We start from the raw sequence: 21,413 nt of genomic DNA, 5'->3' as shown, positions 1-21,413 counted from the left end.
GGGGGCAATGGCTTCGTCTGTAGTGTATCTAATGAATTAAATAGCAACTCAAAATGTCAAGTCAAGCGTAAAAATTTGTATTTTTTAAGTAGAATATCAAATGTTTTTCTATAAAATGACATGATAAAATATGTTTATATTGGCTGACTAATCTGTTGACACATTTTATAGTCTTGCTATAATTTTATATAGATTAGCACCTTAATATGATATTAGGGACAAAATACCTTTTGATTCTAATATCTTAATATATGAGAAGGAGAGATTATTGTGGTTAAAGTAGAACTATTAAAAGAATTAGATAACGGAATTCGTTTTTATTCTATGGAAAATGAATCTTTAAAAATTGTTGTGGTAAATATGGGATGCCGCATTATGGAAATCCACACTCCAGATGCTTCTGGAAATAAATCAGATGTTATTCTCGGATTAAAAAATATTGAAGATTATGCGAATGACCCGGCTTACTTTGGTGCAATCATCGGCCGTGTTGCGAACCGAATTGGTGATGCCCACTTCACATTAAACGGAAAAACTTACGAACTGTATGCCAATAATGGCAAAAATCATTTACACGGAGGAAAAGAAGGATTCGATAAAAAAATCTTTGACGTTACTCCGTTAGAAAATGGACTCCGCTTCCACTACTTTTCTAAAGACGGTGAAGAAGGCTATCCTGGAAATTTAAATTTATATGTAACTTATACATTAAATGAGAATGCATTTTCCATTCACTATGAGGCCGATACAGATGCAGACACTGTTGTAAACTTTACAAATCACCTGTATTTCAACCTTTCTAACACATTGGATAAAGTTAATGACCATTATTTACAGATTAACTCTGACTATATCGGATGCGTCGATGATACCTGCCTTGCAACTGGAGAACTTCTTCCTGTCAAAGACACTCCATTTGACTTCAACAAACGAAAACGAATCGGACAAGATCTCGAAGCAGACCACATCCAACTGAAAAATGCTTTCGGCTACGACCATTCTTTCGTATTAAATGGTACAGAAAATCAGTTAACTTTAGAAGAACCCGTCTCCGGCAGAAGACTTATCATCTCAACAACTGCTCCTGTCGTTCAGGTTTATACCGGTAACTTCTTAAAAGATGGCTGTATCGGAAAAGCAGGCAGAGTTTATGAAAACCGCGAGGGTGTTGCATTAGAAACACAGCTTATGCCAAATGCAATCAATACGGAGGAAAATCCTTCTACAATATTACGAAAAGGGGATAAATTCGAATCAAACACAAAGTATGTGTTTGAAATAATGTAGCTTCTTAATTAAACAGACGGAAGTAATCTGCTATCGTTATGGCAGGTCGCTTCCTGTCTTCTGCAAATATTAAGTGCTACATTGTTTTAAACGGGGAGGATTTGTGGATTCAGCCGAAAAATTATGGTGGATTTCTTATAGATTTCACTCCCTCAGTTTATCAAAGGCAGCCTTGTAGAAATAAAATAATCCCTATCTCTGACTTCAGAGCTGCTTGAAGACTATATTTTGAAAAGACCATTATAAATAAGTATTAATTTTGTGACTTTGTGCTACGGAATTTTGACCATAGAAACTTTGCATTCGTTTCTGCAAAGTTTCTGCTTTACTGGGCAAAATGGAGCGTTTAGCACAACGTAACAAAATCAATACTTATTTATAATGGTCTTTTTCTAGAGCGACCCTCTCGCAGCGACCAAAGACACAGATAGGGATTATTTTATTTCTATAGGGCGTATCCTTTGCCAACAAATGAGGGAGCAGTCTACTTAATCATTGTTTCTACATTTTCCTTCGTCACTTTCTTATACGGCAGATAGATACATCTATTATTTTCGAACTGAATATCCTCCATTTCCTTTCCGGTGACTGCTGCGATGACAAGCTCTGCCATTGCCTTCGCCTGCCCTTCTTTATCGTTATAAACTGTTGCGGCGATTTTACCTTTCTGAACGGCTTCCAAACCTTCGTCTGTGCCATCGATACCGAAAAATACTGGTATATTTGATTCTGTATAGCCCAGTTTTTCGTAAGCATCAATTGCTCCTAATGCCATGGAATCACTGTTGGCTATAACCATTTCAATATTTGTTTTGTATTGTCCGATAAGCTGCATCATTCTGGTCTGTGCCTGTGCACGGTTCCAGTTTGCAATCTGATAACTTAGTTTTTCCAGAGAAATATCGTTGGCTTTCAGGCTTTCTACTACGCTTTCGGTACGGATAATTGCATCCTGGTGACCCATTTCTCCTTCCAAAATAACATATTGGATCTTCCCGTCATTATTGCGGTCTGCCTGCGGATTGACTTTAATAAAGTCTGCTGCAAGTTCTCCCTGCAGCTCGCCAGATTGTTTCGCCTTTCCTCCCACATAGTAAAGTTTATCCCATCGCCTCATATCCTCCTCAACCGGTTCCCGGTTAAAGAAAATAATTGGAATGTCTTTTTCTTTTGCAGCATCGATAATTTCTGATGGTTCAGTTCGATCTGCCAGGTTTACACACAACACATTACATCCATCGTTAATCATCTGCTCAATCTGATCATTTTGTACTCGCTGTGAGTTTGACGCGTCCATAATCGTCATACTTATTGCATAATCTTTGGATTCCATCGAACTGCACTGTTCTTTAAATGCATCTACCAGTTCTTCGATAAAGGTGTCCTTCTGATCATAACAGGCAACTCCTATATAAATCTGATTATCTGTCTGCGGCTGACTTTTACCGCATGTATAAAAAATCAGTGTTCCCGCAAATATGACCATTATTATTATTCCTGTGATTTTTATCTTCATGCTGTCCTCCGATTGATTTTTTATATTCCCAGAAACTTGATTTTGTGTAAAATCTTTATCGATATAATATATAATTGTGCTATATATTTTACTTACTAAGTGTAAATAACAAATCCTGATTCTCTTTTGAAAAAAGATTATCTCTCGTGAGCACCGTATATGGTACTTCCTGATTTTTCATTTGATAAAATGTTTTACGAAGAGCGTTTACTGTTTCGGCAACACATTGATAACCGGCAGTAAATTCATCTGGAACAATGAGACATTCTGCCCATCGTGCGTCAAGATAATATACTGCCTCTGTGGAGTTACCGATTCCATATACGATTGCTCCATACAGATTGTTCTGTTTGACAGATTCCCCTGCTTCTACAAAACTTGTGTCATCTAATGCCAGAACGATGTCCACTTTTCTTTGTGACTGTAATGTTGTATTTCGTTTTATTTCCTCGTCACGGGAAACGGTCCACACTATTTCAGCTCCCGTGCCCTTTAATGTATCGCAGACTCCCTCTCTTCGATTGAGATCTGCTTCTGAATTACTGTTTTCCAGAAAAATTCCTATTTTCTTGCCAGATAGATTCCCATTATTTTTCTCAAGTAATTTTTGTACCAAAGCCACCCCCATCTCATACTGATCTGGCTCTGTTACCGGGATATCTGATTGCTTTTTGGTTTCGGCAAGACTTTCTCCCGCCAACATAATCGGAACTTTTTTCTGTATCTTTTTCAACTGCGAATACTCATTACTGTTTCCTGTCATTTTAACAATAATAGCGTCTGCTCCTTTATCAATCTCCTGTTTTACGACCTCCATTTCATCCTCTGATAAATTAATATTGGATTTACTGATAAGTATGGTATTTACTCCATATTCCTGGGATGCCATTTTTAAGCCGTATTTGAACGCCGACCACTGACTTTCTTCTATATCGGGAATAATGACAGCAATTCGTTCTGTCTTATCTTCATTTTTATTATACAGCATAAAAAATGCCAAAATGACAACAAGCATTCCTAAAATAATTTCTGTTAAAATAAAGCTTCTTTTTCCATTTTTCATCTTTTTTCTTTCTGCGTTCTGACTGCTCCCACAGGCAAGCCTGTGGGGTTCTGATTATCAAGTGTAGCTTGTAATCGTACACCATTTGCAGGCTTTGGAGTTACAAGTGTAAATCTATTTAAATTAGGACTTTCATTACCAAGCAGTCCAACGACCACATTAACGGCAAAATTCTGCTTTTCAGCAAGGAAGTACAGTCAATCTCCCTTATTATTAAGTTATTAAGCTATTTTAATTCCGCTGTTTAATACTTTAATCTTATGAGCCTTAATCCACGTGATTAGGGCTTTTTCTTTCTTATAGCAATTATCAAACTGGGTTATACATTTGTTTTTATCTATCTTCTGTATCTTATAGTCGTAACAGTAAAGCAGGAATGATGAATACCAATCCCTTTGTACCTCAGTACCATCTTGTAGCTTATATAATCGGTCAGATAGTTTCTTTTTGATATAGTCATCAACAGTATGGTCGTACTGTGAGGCTCTGTAATTATTTGGTACTTCTATATATGTACCACCAGTAGTCTTAAACTTCTTTTCCACTGTAGTCTGGAACCCAGAGGGGCATCGGTTCTTTATGGATTTACCAAAACGCTTCTTCTTATTGAACCTGCCTTTGTCATTAACCGCAGTTTCTTTCGCTCGCTTCATAAGTTTGCTGGCGTTTTTAGGTTCTGTGACGAATGTATCTCCAAGACTTCGTAAATGGTTAGCATCTTCGTTTATTGCAAGCTGTCTGTTCACTGCATTGATACGGCATAATTCAGAATGTTTTGCTTTCAGTTTCTTATAATGATTTGAATATTTCCAAGTCTTACGACCTTTCTTAACCGTACCGTCTTCATTGTAGTTTTGTGGATTCGCTGCCCGCCTTGACCTGTCCATAGCACGATAGAGCAGACGTTCTTTTCTTTCAGAAGTCTGTATGCTGTTGCCACGCTCTGAAAGATTCTTTAAACCAACTTCCGTATCAGATGTATAAGCAACAGTCTGTGTGCCAATATCGGCACCTATCACCCCTTTACCATACTTGTGACGAGGATTACCATGCTTATCATACTTTAGTTTTGTTTTGCCCTCAATGGTCAGATGCACATATACCCTGTATTTACCTCGTATCATCTTAATAACAAGAGTGGCATAGCAAGGTCTGTATGTGTCTATGTAATAAGCGTCTTCTATGAGAGTATTTACCGCTTTGTTATCCACAATCTCAGGTTCGGCAAGATATGTTAAAACGGCATCTGCTTCGTCCTGTTGAAATCTGTCATTTACCTGTATTCCGAAAGCGGTTTTGCCAAGTTTGAACTGCAATCTGTCATCTTTTACAGATATTGGAATGCCACGATTTATCTGTTTTGCTCGAATACAAGGCAGTTCTCCATATTTTGAGAAATGAATAGCTTTACCATTACCATACAGGCATTTCTCGATACCCCGCCAAACATCCTCCGCTTTTGTTAATGCAAATACAGCATCGATTCCATATTTCCTGCCTATAGGGATCATAGATCTTCTGCAATGATCCCATGTGACATTATAGGCTTTCTGCATTTCGTTAAGTTGATCAGCTAAATCCTTACGTTTCTTTTTATCCTTGGTAGAACCATAGAGTTTTAGCAACTTGCGATATTTTTTAGTACGTATAAGCTGGTCATAATTCTTTCTCATAAAACTAACAAGCTCATTACCTGCTTTGCGTATCTTATCAGAAAGAATCATAACTTTAAGTACATCAGAATAAGGCATATCGGTCTCAACAACCAAAATATGCCTGTCAGAAAGTTTATGAAATTGTTTTAGAAGTTTTTTATATTCTTCATCACTTATCATTTTTCTGCTCCTCGATATACTTAATTACTGTAGCTTCACTTATATGCCCAACTGTTGACACAAAATATCCTCTTGACCATAGAACACCACATTTCGCATAGAACTGTTTTAATCTTGGGAATACTCTAAATAATTCGACAGCACTGATACTTTTTAGGGTTCTTGCAACATCACAGGGAGCAACCGTCTGCGGAACATCTATGAAAATATGTATGTGGTCAGGCATCACTTCAAGTGCCTTAATGTGATAATTATAATCATCACAGATTTTCTGTAATATCTGTTTCAAGGTATCCTCTACATTGCCTTTTAATACCGAAAATCTAAATTTCGGACACCAGATGATGTGATACTGTATCAGATATTTACAATGTGATGCTGAATGATATTGTTCCTCACTCATGAGCTTGTTCTCCAAGTTGATATTTTTCCTGAATACCTCTACGCATCAGATCAAGAAATGTGATAGTTTCACCCTCCTCGACAGAATAGATACGTGCAAGGTTTTCAAGTTCCGCTTTCCACTCAGAGGGAATAGATATATTGACTTGTACATTATTTGATTTTAGTCGTGCCATAATATTCTCCTAATTATAATCTTCGCAACAATATTCTTCCTCTACAATTTCTTCATCATGAACCATGCAATGCAAAATATCATTTCCATTGTCTGATGGCTCAGAAAAAGAATTTGCACAATTCAAACAATCTTTTAGACATTCATACATATACTTAAAATTCTTTCTTTTATACTATACATAGATTATATATTTATTCTATGCTTAAGTCAAGTCAAAAAAAGTGGCTTTCATCCCACACGCAAGCATGTGGGTTTTTCGCCACAAATTTATAACATTTTTTATCTCAATTCAAAAAAACTGACTAAACACGCTCTAAATGAACTTTCAATAATAAAATGTAATTACGAGCAGCCACTCTTAGATGTGTTCTCAAACTTCTTCCTGTTTTCCTCTGAATAAATAATTGCCGGTATTCTGATAGAGACTGTCGTTCCTTCATCTAATTCACTTTCGATATGTAAACCGTATTTTTCTCCAAATAAAATTTTGATTCGGTTATTTACATTTACAAGTCCCACACCAGAGCCTTTTTTATGGACTCTTTGTGTGTCTGTGAGAAGGAATTCTATCTCTTCTTCCGGGATACCCATTCCATTATCTGCAATGGTAAAAAGAATCTCATCCTCTTCTTTTCTTCCCTGAACGATGATTTCTCCACAATCATCCATTTCTCTTACACCGTAATTGATTGCATTTTCAAGGATTGGCTGCAGGATTAACTTCACAATGCAACAGTCTAAAATATCAGAATCTACATCAAACGTAATCTGAAATTTGTTCTTATAGCGCACCTTCTGAATATTCATATAACTTTGCGCATGTTGTAGTTCATCTCGGATAGAAATGATGGTATGGCCTTTGGAAAGACTGATACGGAACAATCTGGCAAGCTGCGAGATCATGAATACGGCATCGTCATTCCTCTCTCCTTCAATCATCCATGTGATGGAGTCTAAGGTATTATAAAGAAAATGTGGATTAATCTGACTCTGCAAAACTTCAAGTTCACTTTTTCTTCTCTCCGTCTGTTCCCATACAATTTTCTGCATCAGGGCATTATTCTGCTTATAAGAATCCTGGATGGACCTTCCTAAATGCCTGATTTCACGGGAACCTCCGATATAAATCTCCGGCTCTTTTCCCTCTTCATATTCGGTAACAGAATTATTTAACTTCATAATCGGACGGGATATTCTTACGGATACCAGACGGTTAATAAGAGTAAGCATCATTGCCATAAGCAAAATCAAGATAAGCACAAAATGCTTTACATCAAGCATTTTGTTGGAAAAAATAGAGTATGGCATGACGCAGACCAGTTTCCAGCCGGTATAACCTATCGTATCTACGACAATCTCCCTGTGCTCTCCATTGATTCGTTCTTCATACACACTTTCTTTTGCTCGGGCAGCCTTTTTACTGCTCTCCTTTTTCATTCCATTATCAAGCTGTACCTGATGTGGATGATAAATAATCTGTCCGTTGCTATCACACAGATAAAAATACTGCCCGCTGTCTGTCGTATTAATCCGTTCCATCATTCGTGAAATTCCTGAATAATCCATGTCAACAAGCAGTACACCTAATTGTGTATTGGTCCCATCCGTCAATTCTACAACACGGCTTGATGAAATCACCCAGTAATATTGCTGCGTTCCATCATCAAATAGATTCTGTACATGAGGTGTGGAAAAATGGATATTTTCCATTTGATTCATTGCCTGAATAAACCAGTCCTGCTTTGTCACATTCGGATCTTCCTTTTGTGCCACAACAGGTTCTGCCTCCAGCAAACTGCCATACTGATTATAGATAGCAATACTTCGCAGATTCTCTTTATTAGCCTCATATAAAAGATTCATTCCGTTATGCATCTTGTCTGACTCACTCGACATATCACTTTCTTTTATAATATTATAATACAAGGCATCCGATACCTGCCGCATATTGATCAGATAATCTTCCACACTCTCTACGGTCTGATCCATTAACCTCTGATTATTTTCTAATATTTCCTTCTGGGACATACTGGAAAAACGCAAATACATCACGCTTCCCATACACAGCAAAATAACTGCTGACACAACTGAAAACGCAATCATCAATGTTGCCTGAATAGTTCCCGGTTTGTAGGTAAATATTTTACGATTGAATATTTTTTTCCTGGATATTTGGGGACTGAATATTTTCTGTCCGGATATTTTCTCAAATACTTTTTTAATTACTTTCATACTCTGTCCTGTATTTTGATGGGGATACCCCATACTGTCTCTTAAATACATAGCTAAAATAGTTCGGATCTGTGTATCCTACACTTTTCGCGATCATATAGCTCTTTTCACTCGTCTCTACAAGCATACGGGCTGCCTTCTCCATTCGATATCCTGTAAGATATGCTACAAAGGACTGCCCTGTTTCTTTCTTGAAAATACTGGAAAAATAGGAATTTGATACACCCAGTTCACTACATATATCATCTAAGTTAAGCGCTTCATTTGAGTAATTGTTATGTACATATTCCTTTGCCTGGTCGATAAGAGACTTCTTAGAATGATCTCGGGCGTTTGCCATATCTTCATGTAATACCAGACAAATATTTAAAAGCCATTTTTCAAGTATCCGCGCTTCCATATTGCTTAACAGAGTGTATAGCTGCCCTGTTCCACCCGATAATTTCTGAATATCCAGCTCATTATTTACCATAAAATGATATAACTCACTGATAAGTTCCATTACCGCAACATGATATCTCTCCAATGACTTTAACGGAATAATCTTTCGTTCCATATATCGTTCCACGGCTGCTTTCACATCCGGCTTCTTTCCAAGACAGATCATCTTAAAGAGGTAAGCAAGTTCTGTCCCATCCGCTGCCTCCGTTGCCACTTTTCTTGTCGGAACAATTTCCTTTAAGTTAATTGCCTGATTACTTCCATATAAGACGCGGTAAGAAACAGCTTCTCTCGCACTCTGATAAGACTTCACAAGATCAGAAATATTATCACAGATCTGTCCGACACCGACTGTCACAACTGCTCCTATCATATGATGAACATATTTGCAAAATCGGTCACAGGAATCGGTCAGTTCTGAAACTTCCTTTTCACTTTCAAGCTGCACGATCATTACCGTGTCTCCAAGATAATTAAACCGCTTTGCTTTCCACTTTTGTTCTAACCGCTCTCCCGCCTGTTTATCTACGGATATTGCTACCAGCTGCGGATCCATATCTTTGGGAACCTGTGTTTTGGAAGCATGAATGAGTACACATCCATATAATGGTCCGGTAAAATCAATCTGATAATTCGCAAGATATTTGGTAAGTTCCTCTTCCGGAACCCTTCCCTCTATGAGGGTAGAATAAAAGTTTGCCTGCAAAAGCGGAAGAGAATCTTTATAATACTTCTTCAAAAGTTCCGCACTCTTTTTTTCATTGATTTCCTGATCTAATTTTTTCTTTAAATCTTCAAAAACTTTTGTGATTTCTGCAGCATTTAATGGCTTTAGCACATACTCCTCAATCTCGAGATGTACTGCCTCTTTTGCATATTCAAAATCATCGAAGCCTGTAAATAAAACGAGCTTTGTTGCCGGATACTTCTCTCTTATCTGCCCACACAGTTCCAGTCCATCCATATATGGCATCCGGATATCTGTCATAACCACATCCGGCTGCATTTCCTCTAACATTTCTAAGGCTTTCAGTCCATTATTGGCATGCCCTGTCACTGAAAATCCCAGGTCGTTCCATTTTACCTTTTTTGCGATTATCCGTGTTACTTCTTCTTCGTCATCAACTAGTAATAATGTATACATACGTTTCTCTCCTAACTTACTGATATTATATCAATTTTCAAAACATAAGTAAATTGTGTCCAACAAAGATTCTTCAAACAGCTTATGCTCTCTTTAATCTAAACTAAGCGTCTGTCATAATAGCATTCAAACACGCTATAGCACAAATAGAGATGCCAGATACTATGCAAGGGAAGCATATATACTGGCATCTCTATTTCATATATTTATAACAAAAGAGGAAAGAAATTAACTATTTTTTCTGAACGTATTTCAGACAGTCAAGTGTTACTGCTACGAGAATGATGATACCTGAGAATACGAACTGAAGGTTTGTATCAATACCAAGAATGGTAAGGGAGTATGTTAATGCTGTAAAGATACATACACCAGTAACTACGCCGGAAATCTTACCAATACCACCAGTAAAGGATACACCACCAACTACGCAGGCTGCAATGGCATCCATATCCCAGCCCTGTCCATAAGCTGCAGAACCGGAACCTACCATTCTGGCACATTCAAGCCAGGAACCAAATCCGTAAAGGATACCTGCCATAATGAATGCTCCAAGTGTAACTGCGAATACGGAGATACCGGAAACAGCTGCTGCCTCTGGGTTTCCACCAACAGCGTACAGATTTTTTCCAAATGTTGTCTTATTCCAGATGAACCATACGATTATGATTGCTGCTAATGCCCATAAAATAATAGTAGGGAATCCATTTACTTTAGGAATAATCATATTTGGAATGGTTGCTTCGATAGAACCAAAAGATACACCCTTTGTCGCGTATGTTACTAAACCGAAGATTACAAGCATGTTCGCCATCGTTGATATGAACGGATGCATCTTGAACTTCGCTGTAAAAAATCCTGCGATACTTGTAAATACCGTACACAAAACGATACATACAACTAATGCCAAAACAACTCTTCCACCAACTGGAATATTTGTAAAATCAAAGGTATGTCCAAATACAGTACCTGTATTTATACCCTGATGCATAATAATGGTTGCTGCTGTCATACCCATACCAACCATTCGTCCAACAGACAAATCTGTACCTGTGAGGAGGATCAGTCCTGCAACACCAAGTGCAAGGAACATTCTAGGTGAAGCCTGCTGGAGAATGTTCAGTACGTTATTATATGTGAGTAACGGGGTTCCTTTTTTGATTGGGGTGATTACACATAAGGCAACGAAGATTAAAATAATGGCAATATACAATCCATTCTGTAAAAGGAAGCTTCTGCGGTTAAAGGTATATTTGTAGTTTTCCCACTTCTGTGCCACCTCTTCTGCAAATGTGAATTCTGACAACCGTAATAAATCTATAAGATGATACTTATAAGTAAAGGCATCGTGTTTTCTGTCTTTAATTCGCTGTTTTTCTTTTTCCAGCTCTAACTTTTCATTGGAAATACGGTTTTTATGTACGTAGTTCTCTTCTTTAATCTCAACCTGGTCAGACATACCTGCCAATGCTTCTTTATGCTCTTTCTCTAACTGAGCAAGACGCTGTTTGTGATCTTCTAAAGCTTTTGCTTTTTCTGCTTCGCAGCTTTCTTTTACTGCATTATAATACAGTTTTTCAAAGTTCTCTTTCAAATAGCTTTCCGCATCAGAGATAAGTTTTGCGACCTTATCTTTGTTCTGTGCTTCTACCGCTTTTGCCTGACTTAACTTTGCTTCAAATTCTTTAATTTCAGATTCTTTCTCTCCTTTAGAGAGTGTCTTATCTCTTTTTACATTTGCGATAAGATTCTGGTACTCGATTACTTCTGCCGTACCATGTTCTCTTAACTCATCAATTTCTTTTTGGATTTTACCAACATATTCATCAATAGGCTGTCTCAGTTTTCTTTCCTGTTCAGCCGTAAGAATTGCACCATTAGCCATATCTATCTTCTCCCTTAATTATAGGTATTTTGCACTCAGTCTCAAAAGTTCTTCCTGATTCGTCTCCTTCGTATTTACAATTCCGGAAAGATGTCCGTTAGACATAACACCAATACGATTTGTAATACCAAGAATCTCTGGCATCTCTGAAGAAACAACAATGATTGTCTTTCCCTGTTTTGCCATCTGGATAATCAACTCATAAATTTCATATTTTGCTCCAACATCGATACCACGAGTCGGCTCGTCCATCATGAATACCTGTGGGCCTCGCTCCAGCCATTTTCCAAAAATAACTTTCTGCTGATTTCCTCCTGAAAGACTTGAGATCATATCTCCAGGACCCATACATTTCGTGTGCATAATCTTGATTTCATTTGAAGTTGCCTTTACCATCTTAGGGTCAGAAATCGCAACTCCCTTTTTGTATGCATTTAAGTTTGCGATTGTGGTATTAAAGGTTAAATCTCCTTTTAAGAAAAGACCATTCGCCTTTCGTTCCTCCGTAATAAGAGCAAATCCATAATCCATCGCTTCTTTTGCACAACTGAAGTTCATAAGTTTATTATTGAGATATACTCGCCCTGCCGCTCTTGTTCGTATACCAAAGATTGTCTCTAACAATTCTGTACGGCCAGCTCCAACCAGACCATAAAGTCCAAAAATCTCGCCTTCATGTACATCAAAGGAAACATCCTGTAAGTACGGCTCAAACTTTGTAGACAAATGCTGAACAGATAAAACAACATCTCCAGGCTGATTATCTACTGGTGGGAATCGGTTTTCAAGAACTCGTCCAACCATCGCCGTGATCAGTTCATTCATGTTTGTCTCTTTTGCACTTTTTGTCATAACAAGATTACCGTCTCGAAGAACGGAGATTTCATCACAGATTTCAAAAATCTCATCCATCTTGTGAGAAATGTAGATCAGTGAGATTCCCTGATCACGCAGCATTCTCATCATTTCAAAAAGTTTATCTACTTCCTGTACTGTAAGAGATGATGTTGGCTCATCTAATACAATTACTTTGGAATTATAGGAAATCGCTTTCGCAATCTCACACATCTGTCTCTGGGATACAGACATATTCCTCATCGGCTGTTCTAAGTTTACTGTCATTCCCAATTTTCGGAATAGCTTGGAAGCTTCATTCTTCATCCGCTTTTCATCGATGACTCCAAGTGAATTGACCGGATACCTTCCAAGGAAAAGATTATCCACTACGTTTCTTTCCAGGCACTGGTTTAATTCCTGATGTACCATCGCGATTCCATTTTCAAGGGCATCCTTCGGTCCGGAAAAGTTTACTTCCTTTCCATCCAGATATATATTTCCTTCATCTTTCTGGTATGTACCAAAAAGACACTTCATCATTGTTGACTTACCGGCACCATTTTCTCCCATCAGACCCATAACGGTTCCTCTCTTCACATCCAGATTGATGTGATCAAGTACTCTGTTACGTCCGAATGATTTACTCATACCACGTATCGATAAGATAATGTCTTCTCTCTTATCCTCCATACTTTTCTGCTCCTATAATTAAGATATTAACTATTACTTTGCTTCTTAAATATGGGGCTGTCTCACTCTCCGGCATCTATGTTGTTATGCCCTCTTAGCTCGGCAGCCCCAAAATGGTTTGTTTGTACTATTAAAGTTTTTTCATCATATAAGCACAATTCTAATTCACAGTCTTATGTAAGCCTGATACAGCTTTCTATAAATCTTCATATGAGTCTCTATACAGTTTCCTTCTATATAGCTTACATATAAATCCCTCTGTAAATTATTTGCCTTAAATGGCTGCGATTACTGATTTAAAATAGCTGTGTAAGAAGCTGCATTATCTGTCTTAACCATGTTGATTGCAAATGCATCGTACTGGTTTGGATTTCCAAGACGGTTTGTAACGTTAGACTCTGTCTGTCCATCACCACCGATGTACTCTACATCAAGATTTAAAAGATCATCATAGTTCTGTAAAAGTGGCTGATATGTTGAGCTTAAGAAGTTATCAGAAGCGTTGTAGATATTGAGCCATACTTTCTTTGTAGGATGTTTGGATGAATCTAACTGGTTAGATACTGGTTTCCAAACAACTGTAGAATCTGTGAAATCTTTGTAGTTATCTGCTGTAACTGCTGCATTTAATGCATAGTAAGAACGTTCTTCTTCACTATATTTATATACGTCTTCGCTAAGAACATTTCCTGCTTCATCAGCAGTTCCGATACCTGTGTCTACGTCAACACCATCAAGTGCGTTACGAAGTACTCTGAGTGTAAGGTAAGCCTGAACATCGGCATGCTGGCTGACTGTTCCGCCGTAACCTTCTGCGATAGCTGCTACCGCATCACTGTTTGCATCGTATCCAAATGTAGGAACTTTGTTGTCTTTTGACCATGCGTTAAACATTGACATTCCCATTCCATCGTTGTTAGAAACAACCACGTCAATAGAATCTCCAAAAGAAGATGACCATGTTCCAATAGCATTACCTGCTGTTGCTGCATCCCATGTAGCTCCGGCAGAGTTCTTCATTTCCTGAGAAGCAAGTTCTCTTACAACATATTTCTTTCCATTTACTTCAAGTTCTGCATCCTGAACCTCTGCAGCTTTTCCGTCTGTGTTAGTTCCTGTAGGAGCACTGTTGATTTCTCCATCTTTCTCAACGCCTGTTCCAAGAGCTTTACGAACACCTCTTGTACGAGCGATGGAATCGTTATGTCCGATATCACCGATTGCTAAAACGTATCCGATAACACCATCACCGTTACGGTCAATCTTATCAATATTTTTCTCGATATAATCTTTAACCATCTGACCCTGAACTTCAGCACCCTGGTTTGCATCGAAACCTACATAGTAAGTATCTTTGTTAAAGTTAAGAGCTGTCTTATCCAGTTCTCCTGTAGAACTGTTAGAAGGCTGACGGTTAAACCATACGAGTGGTTTATCTTTATTTGCAACTTCAGAAGTTGCTGCTGCCTGACTTCCTGTGTTTGATTCGCTCTTGCTGCTACTGCTGCTACCGCTGCTACCACAAGCTGCTGTAGAAACTACTAAAGCTGCTGCCATCATCATTGCTACGACTTTTTTTCTCATTATAAGTACCCTCCTCGGTTTTTGTTGATAATGACAGTATATAGGATTCTTTACTGGGAAACGATAGAATATTTTTCGATTCACATTAAAAATTCTATGATTTCGTTTATTTAATGGGCAAACAGACGAAACCAATAGGGCATATTGGCTCTGCTGGTTTCGTCTCCGTCAATCTACAAAAAAGTTTTCAACACCTCCAGCACTCCATTTTCGGCATAGCCTGGAATGACTTCATCGGCGGCTTTTTTAGTTTCTTCTCTTGCTGTGTTTACTGCATATCCTTTTCCGGCAGACTGAATCATAGAAATGTCATTCAGGTTATCTCCAAAAGCAATCGTTTCTTCTGGGGCGATTCCCAATTGGCGGCATATTTCTTCCAGTGCTGTCCCCTTTCCGACTTCTGGCATTACAATATCAACCCAATACTTTCCAGAAGTCAAAAATTCTAATTTCCCTTTCCATTTATCTTCCACAAGTTCTTTGCAAATATTCTCTGCACTTTGCGGATGATATAAAGTCATCATACTAAAATCTTCTTCTGGAACCTGATTCCAACCGCCTGTTCCAGTAACATTAAAATGATACTCATCTGCAAGTATCTTATACATTGAAGTCTCCTCAAAGGGGCAATACATTTCTGTTGCTGTATCAAGAACACCTTCTACTCCTTTCAGTTTTGAAAATTGTCTCCACATCTCTCTTCCCCACTCCTGTGGAATGGACTTTATGATTCTTGACTTTCCGTGGTAAGTCAGTACATTTCCATTTTGGGACGCAACCCATATTTTATCTAAAACAGGGGCAAAAACCTTTTTTACACTACTCATATGTCTGCCTGATGCAACAACGAATATAATTCCTTTTTCAACTAACTTTTCAATCACTTCAAAATACTCTGGATTGATATCCATTGTTCCATCTGGTATCAAAGTTCCATCTATATCTGTCATAATTAATTTTACCATTATTGTCCTCCTATTATTTCCTGATCATTTAAATATGTATTGCTTAAAACACTCTCGAAATTAAAAACTTTATTGAATAGTGTGAGTATATAGCATGATTGATATATTTACAAGCAGGTGCTATTATATTGATAATCAATCGCTTTTTGTGATTGTTATTGACGTTTATCAATCATATTTTCTGATTGCTTTTGTTTAATATAGATAAAAATATTGATAGAAAGGACATTTTACATGATACCAGACGAACGTAGAAAAGAGATTTTAGAATTACTTGATGAAAAGGGGTATGTTTCCGTAAAAGACCTGTCACAAAGATTATATGTAAGTTTACCTACTATCCGTCGTGACCTCACCTTATTAGAAAGAGAGGGTTATGTGCTAAGAACACATGGCGGTGCTTCCCTTAGTATATCTGACTCTTTTGTTGAACCTTTTGCCTTGCGTAAAAAAACAAATCTTGAAGCCAAAAAATATATTGGAAAAATTGCGGCTTCCCTCATCCATAATAATGATACTTTATTTATTACCTCAAGTAGTACCTGCCTGGAATTCGCCAACCATATCAAACCAGACCTTCGTCTTAATATTCTGACAAATGGAATGCCCCTCGCTCATAAACTATCGGAAAACAATAACGTTACTGTCGAATGTCCTGCCGGTATCTATAATTATTTTCATGAAGGAATCTATGGAAAAGAAGTAAAGGAACTAATCAGCAAACGTTATGCCCAATATTGTTTTACTTCCTGCAACGGAATTGACCTAATAAATGGCCTGACATTTTCAACGGACCTTGATATGACATTGATACGGGCCTGCCGTGACAATTGCGATCAGCTTATTGTGCTTGCGGACCATACGAAGTTTGGAATGACCTACTATTTTAAAACTCTCAGTATAAAGGAAATTGATGTTATTATTACTGATCAGGAACCAGCGGAAAAATGGATCACTTACTGCGAAGAGAATGGAATAACCCTGATTTATTAACTTCTAATTTGTAAGACAGCAAAACAGACGCCGCTACAACTTCCATAGCGGCGTCTGTCTCTGAGAATTCCTGGTTTTCTCCTTCTCCATATTCTTGAAAATAAAGTTTTCGGACAGCCTGCAAGGACTGCTTTAAATTTCTTCCTTTCCGCCTGTCTTTTCACGAATCACAAAAAGAATCGCAACCAACAGAACAATACAAACCGGAAGTGCCAGAAGTGAAAACTGTGTCAGCCCTACAGCCTGCAACACACCAATTATAAAATAACCGATCATGCAGACAGCCGCCACCAATCCTACATATGGAAGCTGTGTTGCCACATGGTTAACATGCTCACAATGGCCGCCAGCCGATGCCATAATGGTAGTATCGGAAATTGGTGAACAATGATCACCGCAGACAGCACCTGCCAGACAGGATGCAATCGAAATTGCCATCATCTGACCAGATGGGAATACACCAATTACAATTGGGATTAAAATACTGAAAGTTCCCCATGAGGTTCCAGTCGCAAATGCAAGAAATGCCGCTACTACAAAAATCACCATCGGAAGAAAGCCCTGAAGTCCCTGCGCGAAGTGCTGTACCATATCGGCTACAAATACCTTTGCACCAAGAAGATTTGTCACGCCAGACAGCGTCCATGCCAGTGTCAGAATCATGATTGGTGCAATCATGGACTTAAATCCATCTGGAATACACTCTGTAAACTCACGGAAAGAAAGTACATCACGCAGCATATAATAAACAAAAGTAAATGCGAGCGTCACGCTTCCACCAAGTACCAGACCTACCGATGCGCTCGAATTTGCGAATGCATCCACAAAGGATGCTCCCGTAAAAAAGCCACCGGTATAAATCATGGCTACAATACAGCTTGCAATCAATACAACTACTGGAAGCACCAGATCAAGTACATGCGAGTTTTCCTTAATGATTTCTTCTTCATTGTCCTCATACGGTCTTCCCGGTGTTGTAAACAAATCACCGGCAATAGCATTCATCTCATGATGCTTCATCGGTCCAAAATCCACACGCAAAACAGTAATTGTAAGCAGCATTACTAACGTCAGAATTGCATACAGATTGTATGGAATGGTCTGAATAAAGACCGCAAAACCATTAATTCCAGAATCGGCTGGAACAGATGACGTAACTGCGGCTGCCCAGGAGCTGATTGGTGCAATGATACAAACCGGAGCCGCTGTCGCATCAATAATATAAGATAGCTTTGCTCTGGATACCTTGTGACGGTCTGTCACAGGACGCATAACACTTCCAACCGTCAGACAATTGAAATAATCATCGACAAAGATTAACACTCCAAGAATCATAACGCTAATCTGTGCCCCAATCCTTGTTTTGATGTGCTTAGATGCCCACTTTCCAAATGCAGCGGAACCTCCCGCTTTGTTTAGCAGTGATACTAAGATACCCAGCATGACAAGAAATACTAAAATTCCAACATTTCCGGAGTCAGACAGCTTGCTTACCATGCCGCCATCCTCGTTAAATAGCATCGTATTTAACATCAATTCCAGATTGCCATTGGCATACAAAAGTGCTCCAGCCAGAATTCCGGCCAGAAGTGATGTATATACCTCTTTTGTAAAAAGTGCCAGTCCAATTGCGATTACTGGCGGCAGTAATGATAGTGCTGTTGCGTATACGACGCTTGTATACTCACCATCTGCAGATGGTTTGCCCGTCAGCATAGTGATTGCAAGCAATACGGCAAATACCGCAATCAGTCCAAGCATTACGGCTTGTTTTCTTTTGACTTTCATTTTCATTATACTTCTTCCTCTCTGTATAATTTATATTGTTGGGAAAAACACTTCTGAGACATATCTTGCTACATATTACAAGCCACATAAATAAAATTAACAGCAAACGATTACACAAAAACAGAGAAGCCCAGATGGACTTCTCCCTCGAAATCTTTTCTTACCTCATCGTATTTCTCGAAATATAGTACATTGTAGCATGTTATTTTTAAGAATGCAATTATTCATTGCGATTCTCTTTATATTAATTTATATTTTTGACATACCATACGCATACTTCCTGCAAACATACGACAAAGTATGCGGGAATGCTCCACAATGTCATACGACATGTCATGATTCAGCCAGTCAATAAGCTGCCCAAACAGCTCACACTTTAAATAACTTATGACAAATTCTAAGTCTTTTGAAGCGACCTTTTCCGAGTAATCTCTGGAACGGATATAGGTTCGGGTAACATAATCACAAATTTTCATAAGCTGCTTCTCATAAAATTCTCTGTTCGAAGATCCATAAATGTGGTAAATCATCCTTTTATTCAAATTAATCTCTTCCAGAGCCGCCGTAACTTTTTCCTCAAATGTAGATTCCTCCGGCAAATTTTCTATGACTTTCGCAGTCATCTCTACAATAATCTCTTCTAATAAAGAAGGGATATCCTGAAAATGATAATAAAAAGAATTACGATTCACACCACAGTCCTCTACAATATCCTTCACTGTAATCTGGGAAATCGGTCGTTCTGTTAATAACTTTATAAAAGAATTTTTAATTTCTCTTTTGGCAAAAGGGGGCATTCTGGCACTTCCTTTCTCAACTTAATTCAACTTATTACCTTATATAATAATGCCACAATGATTACGCACTACATGCAACATAATACCATATCTTCGCCCTTTATTCCATTAAATTTTCTAAAAAATCAATAAATTCTTTCTTGGTATTTGTATAAAGTATCTATACTTCTTTCTCTTCCACCTCATGATAGATTCTAAATCCATCTCTGCCACTTCTTTTTGTTGTATAAAGTGCTTCATCAGCATGCTTATACAACTCTCCAAATGTCGTGCCATCTTTTGGCATAAAGGCCGCTCCCATACTGCAGGTCAATGTATGTTCCTCTAACTCCTCTATCGGAAGTTCTCTGAGATACTGCTGTAAATTCTCCATCCTCCGAACGGCAAATTCTTCTGAAGTGATTCCCTCCATAAATATAAGAAACTCATCTCCGCCAATTCTTCCTACAATATCATTCTCTCTGAAAGAACTCTTCAAAAGATGACCAACCTTATATAAAACTCTGTCTCCTACTGCATGACCATAAGTATCATTAATCTGCTTAAAATAATCGACATCCATCATCATGAGAACAGCACCGGCCTTACTTCTGTCACTATGCAGCCACTCTTTAATACGTTGTTCTGTTCCTGCTTTATTATATAGCTGTGTCAGTCCATCCCTGCTGGCAATCTCTCTCATCTTCTTCTGTTTCATGGATGTTCTCTGGAAAATGAGAATGAAAAATGTAATCACACCCACACCAATGACCGCAAACAGAATCACTTCCTTATTTCCAATAAACTGAAATTCCTCCTGTGCTTTACTTTGCGGAACCAGATAGCAGAGCATCCAATTATTGATATGCAACGGCTCATATGCCAGATAGCTCATGGCATTCTTTTCCTTAAGAACAAGAATACCAGACTTTTGCTTCTTGATATTAGCCTTTGCTGACTTCATTGTTTTCTCGGCAACCTCACCACTCTTTGTATAAAAATCATATACATTATCATTAATACCAATCTTTCGATAAGAAAGTCCGCTATCACAGGAAATAATTTTTCCGGAAGTATCTATGATCATAGAAAAACCAATGCCATCATAAATATCATTAAATAACATCTGATTCAACGCACCTACATTATAGGATGCTCCAAGAGCACCTGTCACTTTTCCATTCCTGTAAATTGGTACAGCAAGAATCACTTTTGTTCTTCCATCTACCTTACTTTCAATTGGCGGACTCATTATCTTTTGTCCCTGCATCACTTTCTTAAAATACCCTCTGTTTTTTACATTCTTTCTTGCACCGTTATTGTAATAAGTATCTCCATCTGCCTTCATAATGCCTATCAGATCCAAATCCTGTTCTTTTACAATACTCTGAATCAGCCTTTTATTCTCCTGACAAAACAGATCTTCTCCTTCACCCATGTAAGAAGCCATACCCGTCAGATAATTAAACTGAATATCCAGCACTGACTTCAAATGATAGCTCTGCCTCTCTACATTTGTTGCCACAGTTTTTCTACTGCTAACTTCTACATCCTGCTGCAACCATGATAAAAAGAATAAAAGACTCAATATCATAAAACTAAGAAATGCTGCTATAATCAGAAAATACCTTTTTATCTCGTTTTGTTCGATTCTCTTCTTTTTCATGTTGCCATCCCCTCCCCAAATATACTTTGCAATGTATAAATTAATTATAATTTTATCATACCATAGCATTTTTCTTCTGTCAGTCATATTCTTTTACAAATGGCAATAAGTTTTCGACAAAATCAGAGGTTTTA

General features: G+C 38.0%; 16 protein-coding genes. 2 read left to right on the top strand and 14 right to left on the bottom strand.

From position 1 onward, the window contains the following. The first annotated feature begins 270 nt into the window (after positions 1–270). Positions 271–1,287 (top strand): aldose epimerase family protein, encoded by a 1,017-nt coding sequence (locus EUBHAL_RS08040; RefSeq protein ID WP_005347732.1) that lies wholly within the window; start codon positions 271–273, stop codon positions 1,285–1,287. Positions 1,288–1,771: 484 nt separating this feature from the next. On the opposite strand, the gene EUBHAL_RS08035 is transcribed toward EUBHAL_RS08040, so the two are convergent. From EUBHAL_RS08035 to EUBHAL_RS07985, 11 genes are all read right to left on the bottom strand, one after another. Beyond that, positions 1,772–2,803, bottom strand: a complete 1,032-nt coding sequence (locus EUBHAL_RS08035) for a galactose ABC transporter substrate-binding protein (protein WP_005347731.1) — start codon at positions 2,801–2,803, stop codon at positions 1,772–1,774. Positions 2,804–2,891: 88 nt separating this feature from the next. Next, on the bottom strand, positions 2,892–3,866 hold the full coding sequence (locus EUBHAL_RS08030) for a substrate-binding domain-containing protein (RefSeq protein WP_005347730.1): 975 nt from the start codon (positions 3,864–3,866) through the stop codon (positions 2,892–2,894). A gap of 221 nt (positions 3,867–4,087) precedes the next feature. Further along, positions 4,088–5,701 carry a hypothetical protein gene (locus tag EUBHAL_RS08025; protein ID WP_005347727.1) on the bottom strand — a complete coding sequence of 538 codons (1,614 nt, stop codon included), beginning with the start codon at positions 5,699–5,701 and terminating at the stop codon, positions 4,088–4,090. Next, positions 5,691–6,104 carry an IS200/IS605 family transposase gene (gene tnpA / locus EUBHAL_RS08020; RefSeq protein WP_005347725.1) on the bottom strand — a complete coding sequence of 138 codons (414 nt, stop codon included), beginning with the start codon at positions 6,102–6,104 and terminating at the stop codon, positions 5,691–5,693. Before tnpA ends, EUBHAL_RS08025 begins: the two co-directional genes overlap by 11 nt. Next, positions 6,097–6,279, bottom strand: a complete 183-nt coding sequence (locus EUBHAL_RS08015; RefSeq protein ID WP_005347723.1) for a hypothetical protein — start codon at positions 6,277–6,279, stop codon at positions 6,097–6,099. The genes tnpA and EUBHAL_RS08015 overlap by 8 nt, the downstream gene beginning before the upstream one ends. A 344-nt stretch (positions 6,280–6,623) precedes the next feature. Then, positions 6,624–8,513 (bottom strand): cache domain-containing sensor histidine kinase, encoded by a 1,890-nt coding sequence (locus EUBHAL_RS08010; protein ID WP_005347719.1) that lies wholly within the window; start codon positions 8,511–8,513, stop codon positions 6,624–6,626. Further along, positions 8,500–10,098, bottom strand: coding sequence for a response regulator (locus tag EUBHAL_RS08005; RefSeq protein ID WP_005347718.1), 1,599 nt, complete (start codon positions 10,096–10,098; stop codon positions 8,500–8,502). Before EUBHAL_RS08005 ends, EUBHAL_RS08010 begins: the two co-directional genes overlap by 14 nt. A gap of 232 nt (positions 10,099–10,330) precedes the next feature. Beyond that, positions 10,331–11,980 carry a galactose/methyl galactoside ABC transporter permease MglC gene (locus EUBHAL_RS08000; RefSeq protein ID WP_005347716.1) on the bottom strand — a complete coding sequence of 550 codons (1,650 nt, stop codon included), beginning with the start codon at positions 11,978–11,980 and terminating at the stop codon, positions 10,331–10,333. Between the two features lie 18 nt (positions 11,981–11,998). Further along, positions 11,999–13,507, bottom strand: a complete 1,509-nt coding sequence (locus tag EUBHAL_RS07995; RefSeq protein WP_005347714.1) for a sugar ABC transporter ATP-binding protein — start codon at positions 13,505–13,507, stop codon at positions 11,999–12,001. 288 nt (positions 13,508–13,795) lie between these two features. Then, positions 13,796–15,091 (bottom strand): substrate-binding domain-containing protein, encoded by a 1,296-nt coding sequence (locus EUBHAL_RS07990; RefSeq protein ID WP_005347713.1) that lies wholly within the window; start codon positions 15,089–15,091, stop codon positions 13,796–13,798. Positions 15,092–15,264: 173 nt separating this feature from the next. After that, the gene (locus tag EUBHAL_RS07985; protein ID WP_005347712.1) at positions 15,265–16,056 is read right to left on the bottom strand and encodes an HAD family hydrolase; all 792 of its coding nucleotides are present in this window, start codon (positions 16,054–16,056) and stop codon (positions 15,265–15,267) included. A 234-nt stretch (positions 16,057–16,290) separates the two neighbouring features. Between EUBHAL_RS07985 and EUBHAL_RS07980 the strand changes: the two genes are divergently transcribed. Further along, positions 16,291–17,049, top strand: a complete 759-nt coding sequence (locus EUBHAL_RS07980) for a DeoR/GlpR family DNA-binding transcription regulator (protein ID WP_005347711.1) — start codon at positions 16,291–16,293, stop codon at positions 17,047–17,049. A 132-nt stretch (positions 17,050–17,181) separates the two neighbouring features. On the opposite strand, the gene EUBHAL_RS07975 is transcribed toward EUBHAL_RS07980, so the two are convergent. From EUBHAL_RS07975 to EUBHAL_RS07965, 3 genes are all read right to left on the bottom strand, one after another. Further along, on the bottom strand, positions 17,182–18,843 hold the full coding sequence (locus EUBHAL_RS07975) for a Na+/H+ antiporter NhaC family protein (RefSeq protein ID WP_005347710.1): 1,662 nt from the start codon (positions 18,841–18,843) through the stop codon (positions 17,182–17,184). Between the two features lie 233 nt (positions 18,844–19,076). Beyond that, positions 19,077–19,634, bottom strand: a complete 558-nt coding sequence (locus EUBHAL_RS07970) for a TetR/AcrR family transcriptional regulator (protein WP_005347709.1) — start codon at positions 19,632–19,634, stop codon at positions 19,077–19,079. Between the two features lie 160 nt (positions 19,635–19,794). Then, positions 19,795–21,279: a sensor domain-containing diguanylate cyclase gene (locus EUBHAL_RS07965; protein ID WP_044922627.1), complete on the bottom strand. Its 1,485-nt coding sequence runs from the start codon at positions 21,277–21,279 to the stop codon at positions 19,795–19,797. Positions 21,280–21,413: the final 134 nt, after the last annotated feature.

Origin of the sequence: Anaerobutyricum hallii DSM 3353, from assembly GCF_000173975.1 — a bacterium.
In the GTDB taxonomy this organism is placed as follows: domain Bacteria; phylum Bacillota; class Clostridia; order Lachnospirales; family Lachnospiraceae; genus Anaerobutyricum; species Anaerobutyricum hallii.
Note: the sequence above shows the minus strand (reverse complement) of the source record. Positions and strands in the feature narration are given on the sequence as shown.

What these genes read in the sequence shown, in the direction of transcription:
- EUBHAL_RS08035 (WP_005347731.1), bottom strand. Translation starts at nt 2,803, where the DNA reads ATGAAGATAAAAATCACAGGAATAATAATAATGGTCATATTTGCGGGA.
- EUBHAL_RS08030 (WP_005347730.1), bottom strand. Translation starts at nt 3,866, where the DNA reads ATGAAAAATGGAAAAAGAAGCTTTATTTTAACAGAAATTATTTTAGGA.
- EUBHAL_RS08025 (WP_005347727.1), bottom strand. Translation starts at nt 5,701, where the DNA reads ATGATAAGTGATGAAGAATATAAAAAACTTCTAAAACAATTTCATAAA.
- tnpA (WP_005347725.1), bottom strand. Translation starts at nt 6,104, where the DNA reads ATGAGTGAGGAACAATATCATTCAGCATCACATTGTAAATATCTGATA.
- EUBHAL_RS08015 (WP_005347723.1), bottom strand. Translation starts at nt 6,279, where the DNA reads ATGGCACGACTAAAATCAAATAATGTACAAGTCAATATATCTATTCCC.
- EUBHAL_RS08010 (WP_005347719.1), bottom strand. Translation starts at nt 8,513, where the DNA reads ATGAAAGTAATTAAAAAAGTATTTGAGAAAATATCCGGACAGAAAATA.
- EUBHAL_RS08005 (WP_005347718.1), bottom strand. Translation starts at nt 10,098, where the DNA reads ATGTATACATTATTACTAGTTGATGACGAAGAAGAAGTAACACGGATA.
- EUBHAL_RS08000 (WP_005347716.1), bottom strand. Translation starts at nt 11,980, where the DNA reads ATGGCTAATGGTGCAATTCTTACGGCTGAACAGGAAAGAAAACTGAGA.
- EUBHAL_RS07995 (WP_005347714.1), bottom strand. Translation starts at nt 13,507, where the DNA reads ATGGAGGATAAGAGAGAAGACATTATCTTATCGATACGTGGTATGAGT.
- EUBHAL_RS07990 (WP_005347713.1), bottom strand. Translation starts at nt 15,091, where the DNA reads ATGAGAAAAAAAGTCGTAGCAATGATGATGGCAGCAGCTTTAGTAGTT.
- EUBHAL_RS07985 (WP_005347712.1), bottom strand. Translation starts at nt 16,056, where the DNA reads ATGGTAAAATTAATTATGACAGATATAGATGGAACTTTGATACCAGAT.
- EUBHAL_RS07980 (WP_005347711.1), top strand. Translation starts at nt 16,291, where the DNA reads ATGATACCAGACGAACGTAGAAAAGAGATTTTAGAATTACTTGATGAA.
- EUBHAL_RS07975 (WP_005347710.1), bottom strand. Translation starts at nt 18,843, where the DNA reads ATGAAAATGAAAGTCAAAAGAAAACAAGCCGTAATGCTTGGACTGATT.
- EUBHAL_RS07970 (WP_005347709.1), bottom strand. Translation starts at nt 19,634, where the DNA reads ATGCCCCCTTTTGCCAAAAGAGAAATTAAAAATTCTTTTATAAAGTTA.
- EUBHAL_RS07965 (WP_044922627.1), bottom strand. Translation starts at nt 21,279, where the DNA reads ATGAAAAAGAAGAGAATCGAACAAAACGAGATAAAAAGGTATTTTCTG.